The following is a 21,440-nucleotide window of genomic DNA, read 5'->3' on the forward strand; positions in this document are numbered from 1 at the left end:
ATAATAGCAATACTTAATCAACTGATTGCTGAGTTTTTTCATCTCCATCATCGTTTGGAGATGCCCATTGATATCTTCTATTCACACCTGCAATTGACTTTAATTTTCCTTTACCTAATACTCGATAACTATGATATCCTTCAAACGACTCCCCTGTTGCAACTTCTTTTGGATAACGATAACGCTGATACACTGCCGGCTCTTTTACCCAGTCAGGAATATTCTCCACATGATAGGTGATATACACATCACGAATTGTGCCACCTCCTATACCGTTTATACCATCTTTAGTCCGTTTAATAGAGTCCACCACTATCCGACCAAAGCAGAAATTTGTCTCACCCAATCCCCAGTCAACATATTGTCGACCTAAATCGGTTAAATCATAATGATATAGCTGTTTGCCATCAGTTTCACCCACCCATTCCTCGGTAAAAAAGCCTCGTTCAGCAAAAAAGTGTAGATTTTCATTTTTTACACGATTGTGGAAAGATATTTGCGTTTTTTCTGAAAAAGGCAAATCTTCCCCTTCCATATGATAGGTTGTATAAGGGTACATGTTTCGTTTAATATCACCAACCATCATACAAATCGCTTTATTGCCTGACTGATTATTCCTGTCATAAATCTTTTGAATATCTGTCTTATAGGGATACGAGTCACATCCGGTTAATCCTAATACTATTACCCCCCATAATGCTATTACCCATCGTTTATTCATCTTTTATCCTCTCCCATTAATCTTTTTTATAGTGGTAAGTCAGTAAGTACGGTGTTATTTGCTGACCATTTTCATCTTGCTTGCCATTTGGCCAATAATTAATAGATACCTCAACTTCATGGTCACCCTTAATTTGACCAACACACTGCTTAATTGAAAACAATCCTATCTGTGAATCATTTGTAGGGCTTTCAAGCTCTGACGATGGTGTAGGGGTAGGTAAAGACTGCCCAGCTGCCAGACTCATTAACGCATTCCATTGCTGTTCATCATTACTCACCTCTTTTACTTCTTTATCATCAAAACCATAATGTTCTTTTTTACCGTCCAGGGATTGCCTAATTATTGGCTTAAAGTTAGCTATTGATCCACTTGGAACAATTTCTAATCGTTTATAATCATGTTTAATCTTCAGGATGATCACTTGCTGATTATTTGATGACATAACCATTATTAACCCCTCAAACCACCCTTTTTTCTTATTAAAATCTGGTAATTTAAGCTCTAAATAAAGGTCATAATTGTTCCAAAAATCATACCAACTTGAATCAGCTTCAACCTTACAAATACCACCATTTACCGCCAGATAAAAATCCTGCTGTGATAACCGCATGCAAATCGGTGTCGGTAAGTAATAAAGCGGATACTTGTCTTTATGGTCATAATTACCCAACATGCTGCGGTTTAACCACTTATCCAACTCATCCCAATCACTTCCATCACTATAGTAAATAGCCTCAATTATCGCCGCACATGCCAATATCACTACTGCCGCTATCTGCCCATAAAGCGGAAGCACGTTAATAGCCATCGCATAACTCACAGCCAAACTTAAAAGACTCGTTACCAATAATACACCTGACCCGGTATTTCCACTGTTATAACTCCTAAATGCCACTAGACATGATAACATCGCATCGTAAACGCTTATCCAAGCAAGGGTCTTACTCCAAATTTTATATCGCCTAGCATATCGATAAAGACTACTCGTACGGCTAAAATATAATTCTAATTTCCCTGACGTTGCTAAATTAGTAATATTCGCTACTATATCCATTGTATTTAATGCTATTAAGCTTCTGTTAACAAGTATTTTATATTTGATTGTTTCTTTCGTTATTGGGTCATTTAACGTATCAAGCTGACTTTCTAAATTCTGTAGCGTTTGTATCTGGAAGTAAATCCCTACTCCATTTAATATACTTGCTGCCAAGCTGTCGAGTTTTTCAATACGAGGCGCATTGCGTTTATTGCGCGACAATGCCTTCGACAATTTTTCTATATCTTCACTATCGTATACGGTATCACTCATCTCTATGATATAAGGAGCAAGCCTATTCATCGCCGACTTCGCCGGGCGCCCACCAGAGCGATGCAATAATGATTCAAAATTCTGTTGCTCTTCTGCTGATTTAAAAAACGCTAACAGACTTACTTTCACTTTATCCCGGTTAATACTTCGGCTATTAGCATTTTCTACCTGCCAAATACCGTCAATATTTTTACTAACTTGTAGTGTTTGACCTCTAGCGGTTCTCATTTCTGAATTAAAAAAGAACGGCATCAATCCATGCATATTTTGCATATATTTGTTCAAGGCTCTGACTGTCATCTTCACTTCATATTGCAAAATACGCTCACTTTGGCTCCCCGTAAATAAATTCATTACCCTTAGAAAATGGTCACGTACCATTAATTCATTCAGCCTGACGGAATGCCTTGATGCCCTTATCACCCCTTCAAGACTGGTGTTAAGCCATCTTTTCAACAGCAACTGCAATACGGAAACATTCTTTTCTCTTCCTTGTAGTGTATTTATATCTTGACTTAAATCTAGCGTTCCCTTCGCCGCATTGAAAATAGTCTCGTTCGATATTACGCCGTCGGATTGTTGTTCCTCAGAAAGCGATTCACCATCTTGCCTTGCCTGCCTATCTTTCACTTCTTGTCGGAAATAAAATTCCTCTTCATCCGCTATCGGTGATACGGTTGATTCGGTATCACCCAATAGGTAAAAATAAATCGACTGCTTATTTTCAAACAGCATCGCCCATAGTGCCGATTGGATTGGCAATTCCATATTACCAACACTACCACTATCAAATATTTGTAACACGGTTAATAAAAAACTAATATGCATATCAGAGCAGTTCGGCAAGACTTCATTACGCCAGAAAAATAAGCTGTTTAACGTCTCCGGTAGCGCTTCTTTCTTCGCTCCGTCCTCCACTTGATAGTATTGTTTATCTTCTCCCCATAACCAAATCAGATAGTGATAATAATCTTGTGAGCTTTCATTTACATATTGATATAAAGACTGATAACCCGATTTTTCTAACGCTTCAAAATTATCAATGGACGCCTGATTCAGTCGTTTTTGATGCTTATCCCAGTTATCCGCCACCGTTTTGTCGCCCAATTTATCTTTATAAGCACTTAAATTGTAAAAATGCACAACCATAACGCTGTTAACTTGGTTCGCTTCTTTACCGGTATGCGATTGATGATAGTATGAAAGTAAAGCTGTTTGTTGTGCCTCACTTAAAGTAATGCTTCTATAATCCCCAAAGCCATTATTATTCTCAGTTTCAGGAATGGATAAACCATACAAACTTAAACGCTGGCAAAATAAATAATGATTGATACATTAAAGAGTCAGCATTCAACGACCGAATGCTGACAGATGAGTATCGTTATCAAAGGCATTAAAAAAAGATAAAAGTAAAATTTAATTGACTGATTACTCCGCTTTTTCATCTCCATCATCGTTTGGAGATGCCCATTGGTATCTTCTATTTACGCCTGCAATTGACTTTAATTTACCTTTACCTAATACTCGATAACTATGAAATCCTTCAAACGACTCCCCTGTTGCAACTTCTTTTGGATAACGATAACGCTGATACACTGCAGGCTCTTTTACCCAATCCGGGATATTCTCCACATGATAGGTAATATACACATCTCGAATTGTGCCCCCCCCTATACCGTTTATACCATCTTTAGTCCGTTTAATAGAGTCCACCACTATTCGACCAAAACAGAAATTAGTTTGGTTCCTAAACCCATCAAAATACTGTCGACCTAAATCCGTCAAATCATAACGATACAGTGGTTTACCATCAGTTTCCCCCACCCACTCCTCGGTAAAAAAGCCTCGTTCAGTAAAAAAATGTAAATTTTCATTTTTTACACGATTGTGGAAAGATATTTGCGTTTTTTCTGAAAAAGGCAAATCTTCCCCTTCCATATGATAGGTGGTATAAGGGTACATGTCTCGTTTAATATCACCAACCATCATACAAATCGCTTTATTGCCTGACTTATTATTCCGGTCATAAATCTCTTGAATATCTGTCTTATAGGGATACGAATCACATCCCGTTAACCCCAATACCATTAAACTCAATAATGCCATTACCCATCGTTTATTCATCTTTTATCCGCTCCCATTAATCTTTTTTATAGTGGTAAGTCAGTAAGTACGGTGTTATTTGCTGACCATTTTCATCTTGCTTGCCATTTGGCCAATAATTAATGTAAACCTCAACTTCATGGTCACCCTTAATTTGACCAACACACTGCTTAATTAAAAATAACCCTGCCTGTGAATCATTTGTAGGGCTTTCACTCTCTGACGACGAGGTAGGGGCAGGTAAAGACTGCCCAGCTGCCAGACTCATTAACGCATTCCATTGCTGTTCATCATTACTCATCTCTTTTACTTCTTTATCATCAAAACCATAATGTTCTTTTTTACCGTCTAGGGATTGCCTAATTATTGGCTTAAAGTTAGCTATTGATCCACTTGGGACAATTTCTAATCGTTTATAATCATGTTTTATATTCAGAGTGTCCACTTGTCCACTATCTAATGTCGTAACCGTTATTGTTCCCTCAAACCATCCCTTTTTCTCATCAAAATCCGGTAAATTTAGCATTAAATAAAGGTCATAATCGGTATTCATAAAATCATACCAACTTGAATCAGTCTCAACCTTACAAACACCACCTTTTACCGCCAGATAAAAATCCTGCTGTGATAACTTCATGCAAATCGGTGTCGGTAAGTAATAAAGCGGATATTTATTTTTATGGTCATAATTACCCAACATACTGCGGTTTAACCACTTATCCAACTCATCCCAATCACTTCCATCACTGTAGTAAATCGACTCAATTATCGCCGCACATGCCACTATCACTACTGCCGCTATCTGCCCATAAAGCGGAAGCTTATTAATAGCAACACTCACAACAACATTTATAAAACTCGTTACCAAATACACGCCTGCCCCAGTATTCCCATCACGATAACTTGAAATTGCTTGCCCGAATGATATCGCCGAATCGATAATCGCAACTATACTAATTGCTTTACTTAATAAATCTGCTCTTTTTATGACTAAATAGAAACTAAACCTTGAACTTAAATATAAATCTAATTTCCCTAACGATGCTAAATTAGCAAACCTCGCTACCACATCCACTGCATTTAAGACTATTAAGGCTTTACTCGTATATATTCTAAATTGTACTGCCATTTTCATTGCCGGGTCATTTATCGTATCAAGCTGACTTTCTAAATTCTTTAATGTTTGCATCTGGAAGTAGACTGTTATTCCGCTTAATAACATTGTTGTCAAGCTGCTGATTGTTCTAATAAGAGGTGCATTGCGTTTATTGCGCGACAATGCTTTCGACAATTTTTCTATATCTTCACTATCGTATACGGTATCACTCATCTCTATGATATAAGGTCTGAGTTCATTCATCTTCGACTTCGCCGGGCGCCCACCAGTGCGATGCAATATCGATTCAAAATTCTGTTGCTCTTCCGCTGAATTAAAAAACGCTAACAGACTTACTTTCACTTTATCCCGGTTAATACTTCGGCTATTAGCATTTTCTACCTGCCAAATACCGTCAATATTTTTACTAACTTGTAGCGTTTGACCTCCATTGGTTCTCATCTCTGAATTGAAAAAGAACGGCATCAATTCATGCATATTTTTCATATATTTGTTCAAGGCTCTGACTGTCATCTTCACTTCATATTGCAAAATACGCTCATTTGGGTTCCCCGTAAATAAATTCATTACCGTTAGAAAATGTTCACGTACCATTAATTCGTTCAGTCTGACAGCATGCCTTGATGCCCTTATCACCCCGTCAACACTAGTGTTAAGCCATTTTTTCAGCAGTATCTCCAATACGGTATCTGTCTGAGATTCCGTTTCTGATATCATTTTTTCTTTTTGTGCTGTTATTGTATCCTTCACCGTGTTGAAAATAGTCTCGTTCGATATTACGCCGTCAGATTGCTGCTCCTCAGAAAGCGATTCACTCGCTTGCCTTTCCCGCATATTGTTAACTACTTTTCGGAAATAAAATTCCTCTTCATTTGCAACGGGTGATACGGTTGATTCGGTATCACCCAATAGGTAAAAATAAATCGACTGCTTATTTTCAAACAACATCGCCCATAGTACCGATTGGATTGGTAATTCAATATTACCAACACTACCACTATCAAATATTTGTAACATGGTTAATAAAAAACTAATATGCATATCAGAGCAGTTCGGCAAGACTTCATTACGCCAGAAAAATAAGCTGTTTAACGTCTGCGGTAGCGCTTCTTTCTTCGCTCCGTCCTCCACTTGATAGTATTGTTTATCTTCTCCCCATAACCAAATCAGATAGTGATAATAATCTTGTGAGCTTTCATTTACATATTGTTGTAAAGCCTGATAACCCGATTTTTCTAACGCTTCAAAATTATCAATGGACGCCTGATTCAGTCTTTTTTGATGATTATCCCAGTTATCCCCCACCATTTTGTCGCCCAATTTATCTTTATAAGCACTTAAATTGTAAAAATGCACCACCATAACGCTGTTAACCTGGTTCGCTTCTTTACCGGTATGCGATTGATGATAGTGTGAAAGTAAAGCTGTTTGTTGTGCCTCACTTAAAGTAATGCTTCTATAATCCCCAAATCCATTATTATCCTTATTTTTAGGAATGGATAAACCATACAAACTTAAACGCCGACAAAATAAATAATGATTTAGTTTTGACTTTTCCAATGTATGGGGGTCACTTATCTCTAACTGCTCAGCAAAATACGTTTCACCCACCACATCTAATACATAAATCTTATCCAATGCATTTAACTCAGCAAGTTCATCGGATGATTGAAAAATAGTTTTCAGTTTAATTTCTTGCCATTCATAATAATCTTCTTCAAATTTAGTTCCAACATTTTGATTAAATTCTCGCTGATAATCTTGATTTTTGTCATAAAACAGAAATAGATAAAAATCATTGTCACCTGTTTCCGTGATTGAAGACTTAATCATCTGCTTGTACTGCATAATACTGTGGTAGTGATTGCGAGCATAACGAATTTCAGGAGTGAAATAAGACAAGGGATAACTGCTGACATAATCGTTGTTTTCTTGATAGAATTGTGCAAAAGTATCCCGAATTTCACTCGAATCTGGCTTCTGCATCGTTTTCGCCAATTTACTTTTCGCCGTTTTCTTTTCTTCATTGTAGATATAATTATGGCTACTGTTTCGCACTAAATGATCGTATCGCTTTAATAACTCGTTGTCATTTTCATCTTGTCCTGCCAGTCCTTCTATCACCGGTGCTAAGCGTTGCCGACGTTGTATTGATAGTTCTTCGGCTAGCCCTAACGGATCCTCTACCACTAATGCCGTTAGCTCTGTTGTGCCATACTGGCTATCTTGCTCATAGCGACTTACTGTCAAATCTAAGGCTTGTCGCGCTTTTTCACCATGCAGAGAGTTAAAATGACTGGCTGTACAAAATGTATGCCTATATAAGTATCCTAGGCCTGATGGAGTGGCATTTAACAAATCTGATAACTTTTGCGATTGAATTGCCATGACCCCTTTACGAACATTTTCTAACAGATTTATTAGACCATCCACTGGTCCCTGATTCTCCTTATTTTCTTCCAATTCTCCTTTACTTTCATCTTCATAGTAATCTATGACTTCTTCATCGCTACATTCAAGCTCTAACAAAAAGCGGTTTTTTGTAAAAAAATCTCTAAACAAAAAACTTCGATTTTGTTTTGATACGTCCTTTGCTGTTTGCTGTGTTAAATCAACATGACTAAAACGCTGCTCTCGCTCTGCTTGATTTTCTTTATAATAGTTGATGGTCGCTAATGTCCAGCGAATAGATGAATAAGCTACCCAAGCTTTATCATAAACTCGGTTATCTATCGTGACAAACTGCGCCTTCACTTGATGATTGTCTGACAAACAGCTAAGCGGAATATCTTTCGGTCTCGTCCCCTTAACATCTCGAAACTCACGTAACCGAAAACAGCCTGAGTGGGTCACTTCATAAGCCATCACTTCTAGCTTACTATCATCATCGTTACCTATTCGATTACATAAAATATACACATACCCTTCTCGGAGAGTGCGATAGGCATACTGATAATCAAGCAAGTTTCTTTCTGGCTCTCGGTCACCCAGAGAAACCATGCCATTTGACCAATCGATTTGGGATTTAAAGGTTCGTGGAACAATTGATTTTCGTACCAAAAATAATGGAAAACCGCGTCGCTGACATGCGCCACATTGACCACTGTCTAAGTTCATATCTTTTTCACTGGCTTCATAAACAAGCTGCGGATTAAATATGTTTTCTGATTCTGCTTGATTATTTGACTCATTCATCTTATTTTCTCTTCCCTACATTATTTTCGACGATATCTAGCTCTATGACATCATCTTAATTTTCTAACTGTTTTTATTTTTATTACGCTGAATTATTCTGATAAGTGCGACTTATTGCGCTTGTGATAATAACGAAAGCGCTTCCTTTCTTTGACTTAAAAGATAACCTAATTGCCCTTGTTTATGGCTATCTTCTATTACCTCTTTTATCAGTTTTGATAACTCTTCATTAGTCATTAACTGTCCATACTGTAATGAAAATAAGACATAAGCTCGTCTATCTTGATCATTGTCAAGTTGAGTAGCCTGAGGATCATAAAACAATGCCATAATACGGGATAATGCTTGTTCCGATAATGGTTTTTTCTGTTGTTCGCAAAGATCTTGCCAAGTCACAACTAAATGGTAAAGAGCAGCCTGATTCAATAAATTGAACCGTAATTTTGGATTAACAAAACGCTGCGCAAACTCTTTCTCATCCTCATAATCAATAGCATGAAATACACAACAGTCGCCATTAGTATTAATAAAATAATAATGAGTATCGTCAGGCAAAAGTAAACCAAGATGTGATTTAGGTGCTTCATAACTGTGCCATAGCACATCAAGTGTGAAAGGTTCATAAAATGGTAAAAACCTACGCCCTAAGGCTTTTCCAGCTATTAAACCGGCATTAAGCAGCTCATCAGCTAGCGATTCCGGCGGTAAAGGGCTTGCCAAAAAACCACACACATATTGCTTACTTGTTAGGTAATCTATATTAATTTGCCTCAAGGCACTAACAAAGAGATTTTGGTTTAATTGTTCATTTGGCTCCGCAATACACACAAGTAACGGACAACTAGTTAAGCTATGCGCAAGTTCAGGCCGTTTAATAACAGCCAACAACTCGGGCGCAATATTATCTTGTAATGCTTCATCATAAAGTGGTGATAATTCACTGACAACCGCTAATCGATCAATGAGTAAATAACGATAATGTTGTAAACTGCTCCCTTCATTAAATTGACTTTGAAGTACTTCTAACACTGCTTTCAAATTGTTAACAAATCTATTATCCATTATAATTGCTCCTCACAACTTGCTCCGGCAGGTAATTCGGGAACAGATGCTTTAAAATTCGATGGTCCAATTACATTAAAACTCGCAGTTAATGCTTTAGCATCACCTGGAGAAATTAATTTAATGCCATCTGGTTGAATAACAATAGCTGAGTTACCACATATTAAGTTCAATTTTTTACTAGCGGAAACAGTGACTTCATGGTTGACACTGGTCAATGTAACATGCTTATTCCCTGTCAAATGTAATTCATCATTTTGAGCTTGAATATCAACTTTACCCTGTGCAGCAAAGATAGTAATCCCCATTTTACTAGCGAATAAACTAATACGATTACCGGCATTGATCATAAAACGTTTAAAGGCACTAATATCAACACTATTTTGAGCGGTATGAATAATATTTTCACCCGCCGTGTGTTGAATACTATCTGGCGTAACAGTTGCCACACCGGCTGGCGCATAGTGTAATAGCGCAGCATCATTTAATTGCTTGATCTTTTCTTCCCAGAGCAGTTCGGCAAGACTTCATTATGCCAGAAAAATAAGCTGTTTAACGTCTGCGGTAGCGCTTCCTTCTTCGCTCCTTCCCCCACTTGATAGTATTGTTTATCTTCTCCCCATAACCAAATCAGATAGTGATAATAATCTTGCGAGCTTTCATTTACATATTGATATAAAGCCTGATAACCCGATTTTTCTAACGCTTCAAAATTTTCAATGGACGGCTGATTCAGTCGTTTTTTATGCTTATCCCAGTGATCTGCCACCACTTTGTCGCCCAATTTATCTTTATAAGCACTTAAATTGTAAAAATGCACCACCATAACGCTGTTAACTTGGTTCGCTTCTTTACCGGTATGCGATTGATGATAGTGTGAAAGTAAAGCTGTTTGTTGTGCCTCACTTAAAGTAATGCTTTTATAATCCCCAAATCCATTTTTATCCTTAGTTTTAGGAATGGATAAACCATACAAACTTAAACGCTGGCAAAATAAATAATGATTGATACATTAAAGAGTCAGCATTCAACGACCGAATGCTGACAGACGAATATCGTTACCAAAGATATAAAAAAGATAATAGCAATACTTAATCAACTGATTGCTGCGCTTTTTCATCTTCATCATCGTTTGGAGATGCCCATCGATACCTTCCATTCACTCCTCCTATTGACTTTAACTTCCCATTACCCAATACTCGGTAACTATGCATACCCGATAGCTTTTCACCGGTAATAAGTTTTTCAGAATAACGATAACGCTGATACACTGCTGGCTCTTTTACCCAGTCAGGAATATTCTCCACATGATAGGTGATATACACATCACGAATTGTGCCCCCCCCTATACCGTTTATACCATCTTTAGTCCGTTTAATAGAGTCCACCACTATCCGTCCAAAGCAAAAGTTTGTCTCACCCAATGCCCAGTCAACATATTGTCGACCTAAATCGGTTAAATCATAACGGTATAGCGGTTTACCATCAGTCTCACCTACCCATTCCTCAGTAAAAAAGCCCCGTTCAGTAAAAAAATGTAGATTTTCATTTTTTACACGATTGTGGAAAGATATTTGCGTTTTTTCTGAAAAAGGCAAATCTTCCCCTTCCATATGATAGGTGGTATAAGGGTACATTGTTCGTTTAATATCACCAACCATCATACAAATCGCTTTATTGCCTGACTTATTATTCCGGTCATAAATCTCTTGAATATCTGTCTTATAGGGATACGAGTCACATCCGGTTAACCCCAATACCATTAAACTCAATAATGCCATTACCCATCGTTTATTCATCTTTTATCCGCTCCCATTAATCTTTCTTATAGTGGTAAGTCAGTAAGTACGGTGTTATTTCCTGACCATTTTCATCTTGCTTGCCATTTGGCCAATAATTAATAGATACCTCAACTTCATGGTCACCCTTAATTTGACCAACACACTGCTTAATTAAAAATAACCCTGTCTTTGAATCATTTGTAGGGCTTTCAAGCTCTGACGAAGCTGTAGGGGCGGGTACAGCCTGCCCAGCTGCCAGACTCATTAACGCGTTCCATTGCTGTTCATCATTGCTCACATCTTTTACTTCATTATTTTTAAAATCATAATATTCGTTTTCTTCATCAAGCGATTGTTTATTTATCGGCTTAAAGTTAGCCATTGACCCATGTGGTACAATTTCTAATCGTTTATAATCATGTTTAATCTTCAGGATGATCACTTGCTGATTATTTGATGACATAACCATTATTAACCCCTCAAACCATCCATTTTTCTTATTAAAATCCGGTAATCTAAGGTCTAAATAAAGATCATAATTGTTCCAAAAATCATACCAACTTGAATCAGCTTCAACCTTACAAATACCACCATTTACCGCCAGATAAAAATCCTGCTGTGATAACCGCATGCAAATCGGTGTCGGTAAGTAATAAAGCGGATACTTGTCTTTATGGTCATAATTACCCAACATACTGCGGTTTAACCACTTATCCAACTCATCCCAATCACTTCCATCACTATAGTAAATAGCCTCAATTATCGCCGCACATGCCAATATCACTACTGCCGCTATCTGCCCATAAAGCGGAAGCACGTTAATAGCCATCGCATAACTCACAGCCAAACTTAAAAGACTCGTTACCAATAATACACCTGACCCGGTATTTCCACTGTTATAACTCCTAAATGCCACTAGGCATGATAACATCGCATCGTAAACGCTTATCCAAGCAAGGGTTTTACTCCAAATTTTATATCGCCTAGCATATCGATAAAGACTACTCGTACGGCTAAAATATAATTCTAATTTCCCTGACGTTGCTAAATTAGTAATATTCGCTACTATATCCATTGTATTTAATGCTATTAAGCTTCTGTTAACAAGTATTTTATATTTGATTGTTTCTTTCGTTATTGGGTCATTTAACGTATCAAGCTGACTTTCTAAATTCTGTAGCGTTTGTATCTGGAAGTAAATCCCTACTCCATTTAATATACTTGCTGCCAAGCTGTCGAGTTTTTCAATACGAGGCGCATTGCGTTTATTGCGCGACAATGCCTTCGACAATTTTTCTATATCTTCACTATCGTATACGGTATCACTCATCTCTATGATATAAGGAGCAAGCCTATTCATCGCCGACTTCGCCGGGCGCCCACCAGTGCGATGCAATAATGATTCAAAATTCTGTTGCTCTTCTGCTGATTTAAAAAACGCTAACAGACTTACTTTCACTTTATCCCGGTTAATACTTCGGCTATTAGCATTTTCTACCTGCCAAATACCGTCAATATTTTTACTAACTTGTAGCGTTTGACCTCTAGCGGTTCTCATCTCTGAATTAAAAAAGAACGGCATCAATCCATGCATATTTTGCATATATTTGTTCAAGGCTCTGACTGTCATCTTCACTTCATATTGCAAAATACGCTCACTTTGGCTCCCCGTAAATAAATTCATTACCCTTAGAAAATGGTCACGTACCATTAATTCATTCAGCCTGACGGAATGCCTTGATGCCCTTATCACCCCTTCAAGACTGGTGTTAAGCCATCTTTTCAACAGCAACTGCAATACGGAAACATTCTCTTCTCTTCCTTGTAGTGTATTTATATCTTGACTTAAATCTAGCGTTCCCTTCGCCGCATTGAAAATAGTCTCGTTCGATATTACGCCGTCGGATTGTTGTTCCTCAGAAAGCGATTCACCATCTTGCCTTGCCTGCCTATCTTTCACTTCTTGTCGGAAATAAAATTCCTCTTCATCCGCAATCGGTGATACGGTTGATTCGGTATCACCCAATAGGTAAAAATAAATCGACTGCTTATTTTCAAACAGCATCGCCCATAGTACCGATTGGATTGGTAATTCAATATTACCAACACTACCACTATCAAATATTTGTAACACGGTTAATAAAAAACTAATATGCATATCAGAGCAGTTCGGCAAGACTTCATTACGCCAGAAAAATAAGCTGTTTAACGTCTCCGGTAGCGCTTCTTTCTTCGCTCCGTCCTCCACTTGATAGTATTGTTTATCTTCTCCCCATAACCAAATCAGATAGTGATAATAATCTTGTGAGCTTTCATTTACATATTGATATAAAGACTGATAACCCGATTTTTCTAACGCTTCAAAATTATCAATGGACGCCTGATTCAGTCGTTTTTGATGCTTATCCCAGTTATCCGCCACCGTTTTGTCGCCCAATTTATCTTTATAAGCACTTAAATTGTAAAAATGCACAACCATAACGCTGTTAACTTGGTTCGCTTCTTTACCGGTATGCGATTGATGATAGTATGAAAGTAAAGCTGTTTGTTGTGCCTCACTTAAAGTAATGCTTCTATAATCCCCAAAGCCATTATTATCCTTATTTTTAGGCATGGATAAACCATACAAACTTAAACGCCGACAAAATAAATAATGATTTAGTTTTGACTTTTCCAATGTATGGGGGTCACTTATCCCTAACTGCTCAGCAAAATACGTTTCACCCACCGCATCTAATACATAAATCTTATCTAGAGCATTTAACCCAGCAAGTTTATCGGATGATTGAAAATAAGTTTTCAGTTCAATTTCTTGCCAATCAATAGTATTCCTAAAATCTTTTGGATCTCCAACTTCTTCGTTAAATTCTTTCTGATAATCTTGATTTTTGTCATAAAACAGAAATAGATAAAAATCATTGTCACCTGCTTGCGTTATTGAAGACTTTATCATCTGCTTGTACTGCATTATACTTTGATAGTGATTGCGAGCATAACGAATTTCAGGTGTGAAATAAGACAAGGGATAACTGCTGACATAATCGTTGTTTTCTTGATAGAATTGTGCAAAAGTATCCCGAATTTCACTCGAATCCCACTTCTGCATCGTTTTCGCCAATTTACTTTTCGCCGTTTTCTTTTCTTCATAGTAGATATAATTATGGCTACTGTTTCGTACTAACTTATCGTATCGCTTTAATAACTCGTTGTCATTTTCATCTTGCTTCGCCAGTCCTTCTATCACCGGTGCTAAGCGTTGCCGACGTTGTATTGATAGTTCTTCGGCTAGCCCTAACGGGTCTTCTACCACTAATGCCGTTAGCTCTGTTGTGCCATAATGGTTATCTTGCTCATAGCGACTTACCGTCAAATCTAAAGCTTGACGCACTTTTTCACCATGCAGAGAGTTAAAATGGCTGGCTGTACAAAATACCTGATTATATAATCCGCCCAAATTAGATTTGGTTGCGTTTAACAAATCCGATAACGTTCGGGTTTTAACTGTCATCATCCCGTTACGAATATTATCAAACAAACTTTTTACGCCATCTTCGGGTACCTCTTTCCCTTTATCTTTCTTCCTTACCAATATGTTTTTACTTTCATCTTCATAGTAATCTATGACTTCTTCATCGCTACATTCAAGCTCTAACAAAAAGCGGTTTTTTGTAAAAAAATCTCTAAATAAAAAACTTCGATTTTGTTTTGATACATCCTTTGCTGTTTGCTGTGTTAAATCAACATGACTGAAACGCTGCTCTCGCTCTGCTAGATTTTCTTTATAATAGTTGATGGTCGCTAATGTCCAGCGAATAGATGAATAAGCTACCCAAGCTTTATCATAAACTCGGTTATCTATCGTGACAAACTGCGCCTTCACTTGATGATTGTCTGACAAACAACTAAGCGGAATATCTTTCGGTCTCGTTCCCTTAACATCTCGAAACTCACGTAACCGAAAACCGCCTGAGTGGGTCACTTCATAAGCCATCACTTCTAGCTTACTATCATCATCGTTACCTATTCGATTACATAAAATATACACATACCCTTCTCGGAGAGTACGATAGGCATACTGATAATCAATCCAATCGATTTCTGGCTCTCGGTCTCCCAGTGAGACCATGCCATTTGACCAATCGATTTGGGATTTAAAGGTTCGTGGAACAATTGATTTTCGTACCAAAAATAATGGAAAACCGCGCCGCTGACATGCGCCACATTGGCCACTGTCTAAGTTCATATCTTTTTCACTGGCTTCATAAACAAGCTGCGGATTATATATGTTTTCTGATTCTGCTTGATTATTTGACTCATTCATCTTATTTTCTCTTCCCTACATTATTTTCGACGATATCTAGCTCTATGACATCATCCTAATTTTCTAACTGTTTTTATTTTTTATTACGCTGAATTATTCTGATAAGTGCGACTTATTGCGCTTGTGATAATAACGAAAGCGCTTCCTTTCTTTGACTTAAAAGATAACCTAATTGCCCTTGTTTATGGCTATCTTCTATTACCTCTTTTATCAGTTTTGATAACTCTTCATTAGTCATTAACTGTCCATATTGTAATGAAAATAAGACATAAGCTCGCCTATCTTGATCATTGTCAAGTTGAGTAGCATGAGGATCATAAAACAATGCCATAATACGGGATAATGCTTGTTCCGATAATGGTTTTTTCTGTTGTTCGCAAAGATCTTGCCAAGTCACAACTAAATGGTAAAGAGCAGCCTGATTCAATAAATTGAACCGTAATTTTGGATTAACAAAACGCTGCGCAAACTCTTTCTCATCCTCATAATCAATAGCATGAAATACACAACAGTCGCCATTAGTATTAATAAAATAATAATGAGTATCGTCAGGCAAAAGTAAACCAAGATGTGATTTAGGTGCTTCATAACTGTGCCATAGCACATCAAGTGTGAAAGGTTCATAAAATGGTAAAAACCTACGCCCTAAGGCTTTTCCAGCTATTAAACCGGCATTAAGCAGCTCATCAGCTAGCGATTCCGGCGGTAAAGGACTTGCCAAAAAACCACACACATATTGTAAGGGCAGATGAGTATCCTGCCCGACACATTAAAAAAGATTATAGTAATGCTGAATTGATGGATTACTACACTTTTTAATCTTCATCATCGTTTGGAGATGCCCATTGGTAAATTCCACTTATTCCTGAAACTGTCTTCAATTTATCCTTACCTATTACTCGAAAACTATGCATACCTGATAGTTTTTCACCAGTAGTGAGTTTTTCAGAATAACTAAAACGCTGATACACTGCCGGGTCTTTTACCCAATCCGGGATATTCTCCACATGATAGGTAATATACACATCACGAATTGTGCCCCCTCCTATACCATTTATACCATCTTTGGTCCGTTTAATAGAGTCCACCACTATCCGTCCAAAACAGAAATTAGTTTGGTTCCTAAACCCATCAAAATACTGTCGACCTAAATCGGTCAAATCATAACGGTATAGCGGTTTACCATCAGTTTCCCCCACCCATTCCTCGGTAAAAAAGCCTCGTTCAGCAAAAAAATGTAGATTTTCATTTTTTACTCGATTGTGAAAAGATATTTGTGTTTTTTCTGAAAAAGGCAAGTCTTCCCCCTCCATATGATAAGTGGTATAAGGGTAGATAGCTCGTTTAATATCACCCACAATCATACAAATTGCTTTATTGCCTGATTGATTATTTAAGTCATAACCACGTTGAATTTTATCCTTATATGGATACGAATCACACCCCGTTAACCCTAATACTATTAACCCCCATAATGCTATTACCCATCGTTTATTCATCTTTTATCCGCTCCCATTAATCTTTCTTATAGTGGTAAGTTAGTAAGTACGGTGTTATTTGCTGACCATTTTCATCTTGCTTGCCATTTGGCCAATAATTAATAGTTACCTCAACTTCATGGTCACCCCTGATTTGACCAACACACTGCTTAATTAAAAATAACCCTATCTGTGAATCATTTGTAGGGCTTTCAAGCTCTGACGAAGCTGTAGGGGCAGGTAAAGCTTGCCCAGCTGCCAGACTCATTAACGTATTCCATTGTTGTTCATCATCCATCTCTTCCGCTTCTTTATCATCGTTCACCTCTTTCTTTTCTTTTTTATCCATACGATAATATTCGTTTTCCTTATCAAATGATTGTTTATTTATCGGCTTAAAGTTAGCCATTGATCCATGTGGAACAATTTCTAATCGTTTATAATTATGTTTTATATTCAGAGTGATCGCTTGCCCATTTTTTAATGACATAACCATTATTGTGCCCTCAAACCATCCCTTTTTCTCATCAAAATCCGGTAAATTTAGCATTAAATAAAGGTCATAATTGTTCCAAAAATCATACCAACTTGAATCAGCTTCAACCTTACAAATACCACCATTTACCGCCAGATAAAAATCCTGCTGTGATAACCGCATGCAAATCGGTGTCGGTAAGTAATAAAGCGGATACTTGTCTTTATGGTCATAATTACCCAACATGCTGCGGTTTAACCACTTATCCAACTCATCCCAATCACTTCCATCACTATAGTAAATAGCCTCAATTATCGCCGCACATGCCAATATCACTACTGCCGCTATCTGCCCATAAAGCGGAAGCACGTTAATAGCCATCGCATAACTCACAGCCAAACTTAAAAGACTCGTTACCAATAATACACCTGACCCGGTATTTCCACTGTTATAACTCCTAAATGCCACTAGACATGATAACATCGCATCGTAAACGCTTATCCAAGCAAGGGTCTTACTCCAAATTTTATATCGCCTAGCATATCGATAAAGACTACTCGTACGGCTAAAATATAATTCTAATTTCCCTGACGTTGCTAAATTAGTAATATTCGCTACTATATCCATTGTATTTAATGCTATTAAGCTTCTGTTAACAAGTATTTTATATTTGATTGTTTCTTTCGTTATTGGGTCATTTAACGTATCAAGCTGACTTTCTAAATTCTGTAGCGTTTGTATCTGGAAGTAAATCCCTACTCCATTTAATATACTTGCTGCCAAGCTGTCGAGTTTTTCAATACGAGGCGCATTGCGTTTATTGCGCGACAATGCTTTCGACAATTTTTCTATATCTTCGCTATCGTATACGGTATCACTCATCTCTATGATATAAGGAGCAAGCCTATTCATCGCCGACTTGGCCGGGCGCCCACCAGAGCGATGCAATAATGATTCAAAATTCTGTTGCTCTTCTGCTGATTTAAAAAACGCTAACAGACTTACTTTCACTTTATCCCGGTTAATGCTTCGGCTATTAGCATTTTCTACCTGCCAAATACCGTCAATATTTTTACTAACTTGTAGTGTTTGACCTCTAGCGGTTCTCATTTCTGAATTAAAAAAGAACGGCATCAATCCATGCATATTTTGCATATATTTGTTCAAGGCTCTGACTGTCATCTTCACTTCATATTGCAAAATACGCTCACTTTGGCTCCCCGTGAATAAATTCATTACCCTTAGAAAATGGTCACGTACCATTAATTCATTCAGCCTGACGGAATGCCTTGATGCCCTTATCACCCCTTCAAGACTGGTGTTAAGCCATCTTTTCAACAGCAACTGCAATACGGAAACATTCTCTTCTCTTCCTTGTAGTGTATTTATATCTTGACTTAAATCTAGCGTTCCCTTCGCCGCATTGAAAATAGTCTCGTTCGATATTACGCCGTCGGATTGTTGCTCCTCAGAAAGCGATTCACCATCTTGCTTTGCCTGCCTATCTTTCACTTCTTGTCGGAAATAAAATTCCTCTTCATCCGCTATCGGTGATACGGTTGATTCGGTATCACCCAATAGGTAAAAATAAATCGACTGCTTATTTTCAAACAGCATCGCCCATAGTGCGGATTGGATTGGCAATTCCATATTGCCAACACTACCACTATCAAATATTTGTAACACGGTTAATAAAAAACTAATATGCATATCAGAGCAGTTCGGCAAGACTTCATTGCGCCAGAAAAATAAGCTGTTTAATGTCTGCGGTAGCGCTTCTTTCTTCGCTCCGTCCTCCACTTGATAGTATTGTTTATCTTCTCCCCATAACCAAATCAGATAGTGATAATAATCTTGTGAGCTTTCATTTACATATTGATATAAAGACTGATAACCCGATTTTTCTAACGCTTCAAAATTATCTATAGATGGCTGATTCAGTCGTTTTTGATGCTTATCCCAGTTATCCGCCACCGTTTTGTCGCCCAATTTATCTTTATAAGCACTTAAATTGTAAAAATGCACCACCATAACGCTGTTAACTTGGTTCGCTTCTTTACCGGTATGCGATTGATGATAGTATGAAAGTAAAGCTGTTTGTTGTGCCTCACTTAAAGTAATGCTTCTATAATCCCCAAAGCCATTATTATCCTTATTTTTAGGCATGGATAAACCATACAAACTTAAACGCCGGCAAAATAAATAATGATTTAGTTTTGACTTTTCCAATGTATGGGGGTCACTTATCCCTAACTGCTCAGCAAAATACGTTTCACCCACCGCATCTAATACATAAATCTTATCTAGAGCATTTAACCCAGCAAGTTTATCGGATGATTGAAAAATAGTTTTCAGTTCAATTTCTTGCCAATCAATAGTATTCCTAAAATCTTTTGGATCTCCAACTTCTTCGTTAAATTCTTTCTGATAATCTTGATTTTTGTCATAAAACAGAAATAGATAAAAATCATTGTCACCTGCTTGCGTTATTGAAGACTTAATCATCTGCTTGTACTGCATAATACTGTGGTAGTGATTGCGAGCATAACGAATTTCAGGTGTGAAATAAGACAAGGGATAACTGCTGACATAATCGTTGTTTTCTTGATAGAATTGTGCAAAAGTATCCCGAATTTCACTCGAATCCCACTTCTGCATCGTTTTCGCCAATTTACTTTTCGCCGTTTTCTTTTCTTCATAGTAGATATAATTATGGCTACTGTTTCGTACTAACTTATCGTATCGCTTTAATAACTCGTTGTCATTTTCATCTTGCTTCGCCAGTCCTTCTATCACCGGTGCTAAGCGTTGCCGACGTTGTATTGATAGTTCCTCGGCTAATCCTAACGGGTCTTCTACCACTAATGCCGTTAGCTCTGTTGTGCCATAATTGTTATCTTGCTCATAGCGACTTACTGTCAAATCTAAAGCTTGACGCACTTTTTCACCATGCAGAGAGTTAAAATGGCTGGCTGTACAAAATACCTGATTATATAATCCGCCCAAATTAGATTTGGTTGCGTTTAACAAATCCGATAACGTTCGGGTTTTAACTGTCATCATCCCGTTACGAATATTATCAAACAAACTTTTTACGCCATCTTCTGGTACCTCTTTCCCTTTATCTTTTTTCCTTACCAATATGTTTTTACTTTCATCTTCATAGTAATCTATGACTTCTTCATCGCTACATTCAAGCTCTAACAAAAAACGGTTTTTTGTAAAAAAATCTCTAAACAAAAAACTTCGATTTTGTTTTGATACGTCCTTTGCTGTTTGCTGTGTTAAATCAACATGACTGAAACGCTGCTCTCGCTCTGCTAGATTTTCTTTATAATAGTTGATGGTCGCTAATGTCCAGCGAATAGATGAATAAGCTACCCAAGCTTTATCATAAACTCGGTTATCTATCGTGACGAACTGCGCCTTCACTTGATGATTGTCTGACAAACAACTAAGCGGAATATCTTTCGGTCTCGTTCCCTTAACATCTCGAAACTCACGTAACCGAAAACCGCCTGAGTGGGTCACTTCATAAGCCATCACTTCTAGCTTACTATCATCATCGTTACCTATTCGATTACATAAAATATACACATACCCTTCTCGGAGAGTACGATAGGCATACTGATAATCAAGCCAGTTTCTTTCTGGCTCTCGGTCTCCCAGTGAGACCATGCCATTTGACCAATCGATTTGGGATTTAAAGGTTCGTGGAACAATTGATTTTCGTACCAAAAATAATGGAAAACCGCGCCGCTGACATGCGCCACATTGGCCACTGTCTAAGTTCATATCTTTTTCACTGGCTTCATAAACAAGCTGCGGATTATATATGTTTTCTGATTCTGCTTGATTATTTGACTCATTCATCT

At 37.6% G+C, this 21,440-nt stretch carries 12 protein-coding genes; all 12 read right to left on the reverse strand.

The window, feature by feature from the left end; translation table 11 throughout:
* Positions 1-13: 13 nt before the first annotated feature.
* Entirely contained in the window at positions 14-721 is a 708-nt protein-coding gene (locus tag FPB0191_RS11440; RefSeq protein WP_039106290.1) for a hypothetical protein, read from the reverse strand.
* A 16-nt stretch (positions 722-737) separates the two neighbouring features.
* Positions 738-3,332 (reverse strand): hypothetical protein, encoded by a 2,595-nt coding sequence (locus FPB0191_RS11445; RefSeq protein ID WP_039106291.1) that lies wholly within the window; start codon positions 3,330-3,332, stop codon positions 738-740.
* 129 nt (positions 3,333-3,461) lie between these two features.
* A complete protein-coding gene (locus FPB0191_RS11450) occupies positions 3,462-4,157 on the reverse strand; it encodes a hypothetical protein (protein ID WP_039106293.1) in 696 nt (231 codons plus the stop codon).
* A 16-nt stretch (positions 4,158-4,173) separates the two neighbouring features.
* Positions 4,174-8,448 carry a toxin VasX gene (locus tag FPB0191_RS11455; RefSeq protein WP_039106295.1) on the reverse strand — a complete coding sequence of 1,425 codons (4,275 nt, stop codon included), beginning with the start codon at positions 8,446-8,448 and terminating at the stop codon, positions 4,174-4,176.
* A 111-nt stretch (positions 8,449-8,559) separates the two neighbouring features.
* Positions 8,560-9,510, reverse strand: a complete 951-nt coding sequence (locus FPB0191_RS11460) for a DUF4123 domain-containing protein (RefSeq protein ID WP_039106297.1) — start codon at positions 9,508-9,510, stop codon at positions 8,560-8,562.
* Positions 9,510-9,959 (reverse strand): DUF2345 domain-containing protein, encoded by a 450-nt coding sequence (locus FPB0191_RS11465; RefSeq protein WP_039106298.1) that lies wholly within the window; start codon positions 9,957-9,959, stop codon positions 9,510-9,512. The genes FPB0191_RS11460 and FPB0191_RS11465 overlap by 1 nt, the downstream gene beginning before the upstream one ends.
* Positions 9,960-9,994: 35 nt before the next feature.
* Entirely contained in the window at positions 9,995-10,486 is a 492-nt protein-coding gene (locus FPB0191_RS11470; RefSeq protein WP_039106300.1) for a hypothetical protein, read from the reverse strand.
* A gap of 115 nt (positions 10,487-10,601) precedes the next feature.
* Positions 10,602-11,309 (reverse strand): hypothetical protein, encoded by a 708-nt coding sequence (locus tag FPB0191_RS11475; protein WP_039106301.1) that lies wholly within the window; start codon positions 11,307-11,309, stop codon positions 10,602-10,604.
* A gap of 16 nt (positions 11,310-11,325) precedes the next feature.
* The gene (locus FPB0191_RS11480) at positions 11,326-15,612 is read right to left on the reverse strand and encodes a toxin VasX (protein WP_039106304.1); all 4,287 of its coding nucleotides are present in this window, start codon (positions 15,610-15,612) and stop codon (positions 11,326-11,328) included.
* Between the two features lie 112 nt (positions 15,613-15,724).
* On the reverse strand, positions 15,725-16,333 hold the full coding sequence (locus FPB0191_RS11485) for a hypothetical protein (protein WP_162485180.1): 609 nt from the start codon (positions 16,331-16,333) through the stop codon (positions 15,725-15,727).
* Positions 16,334-16,427: 94 nt separating this feature from the next.
* The gene (locus FPB0191_RS11490) at positions 16,428-17,111 is read right to left on the reverse strand and encodes a hypothetical protein (RefSeq protein ID WP_039106306.1); all 684 of its coding nucleotides are present in this window, start codon (positions 17,109-17,111) and stop codon (positions 16,428-16,430) included.
* 16 nt (positions 17,112-17,127) lie between these two features.
* The gene (locus FPB0191_RS11495; RefSeq protein ID WP_039106307.1) at positions 17,128-21,438 is read right to left on the reverse strand and encodes a toxin VasX; all 4,311 of its coding nucleotides are present in this window, start codon (positions 21,436-21,438) and stop codon (positions 17,128-17,130) included.
* Positions 21,439-21,440: the final 2 nt, after the last annotated feature.

Source organism: Frischella perrara (assembly GCF_000807275.1).
In the GTDB taxonomy this organism is placed as follows: domain Bacteria; phylum Pseudomonadota; class Gammaproteobacteria; order Enterobacterales; family Orbaceae; genus Frischella; species Frischella perrara.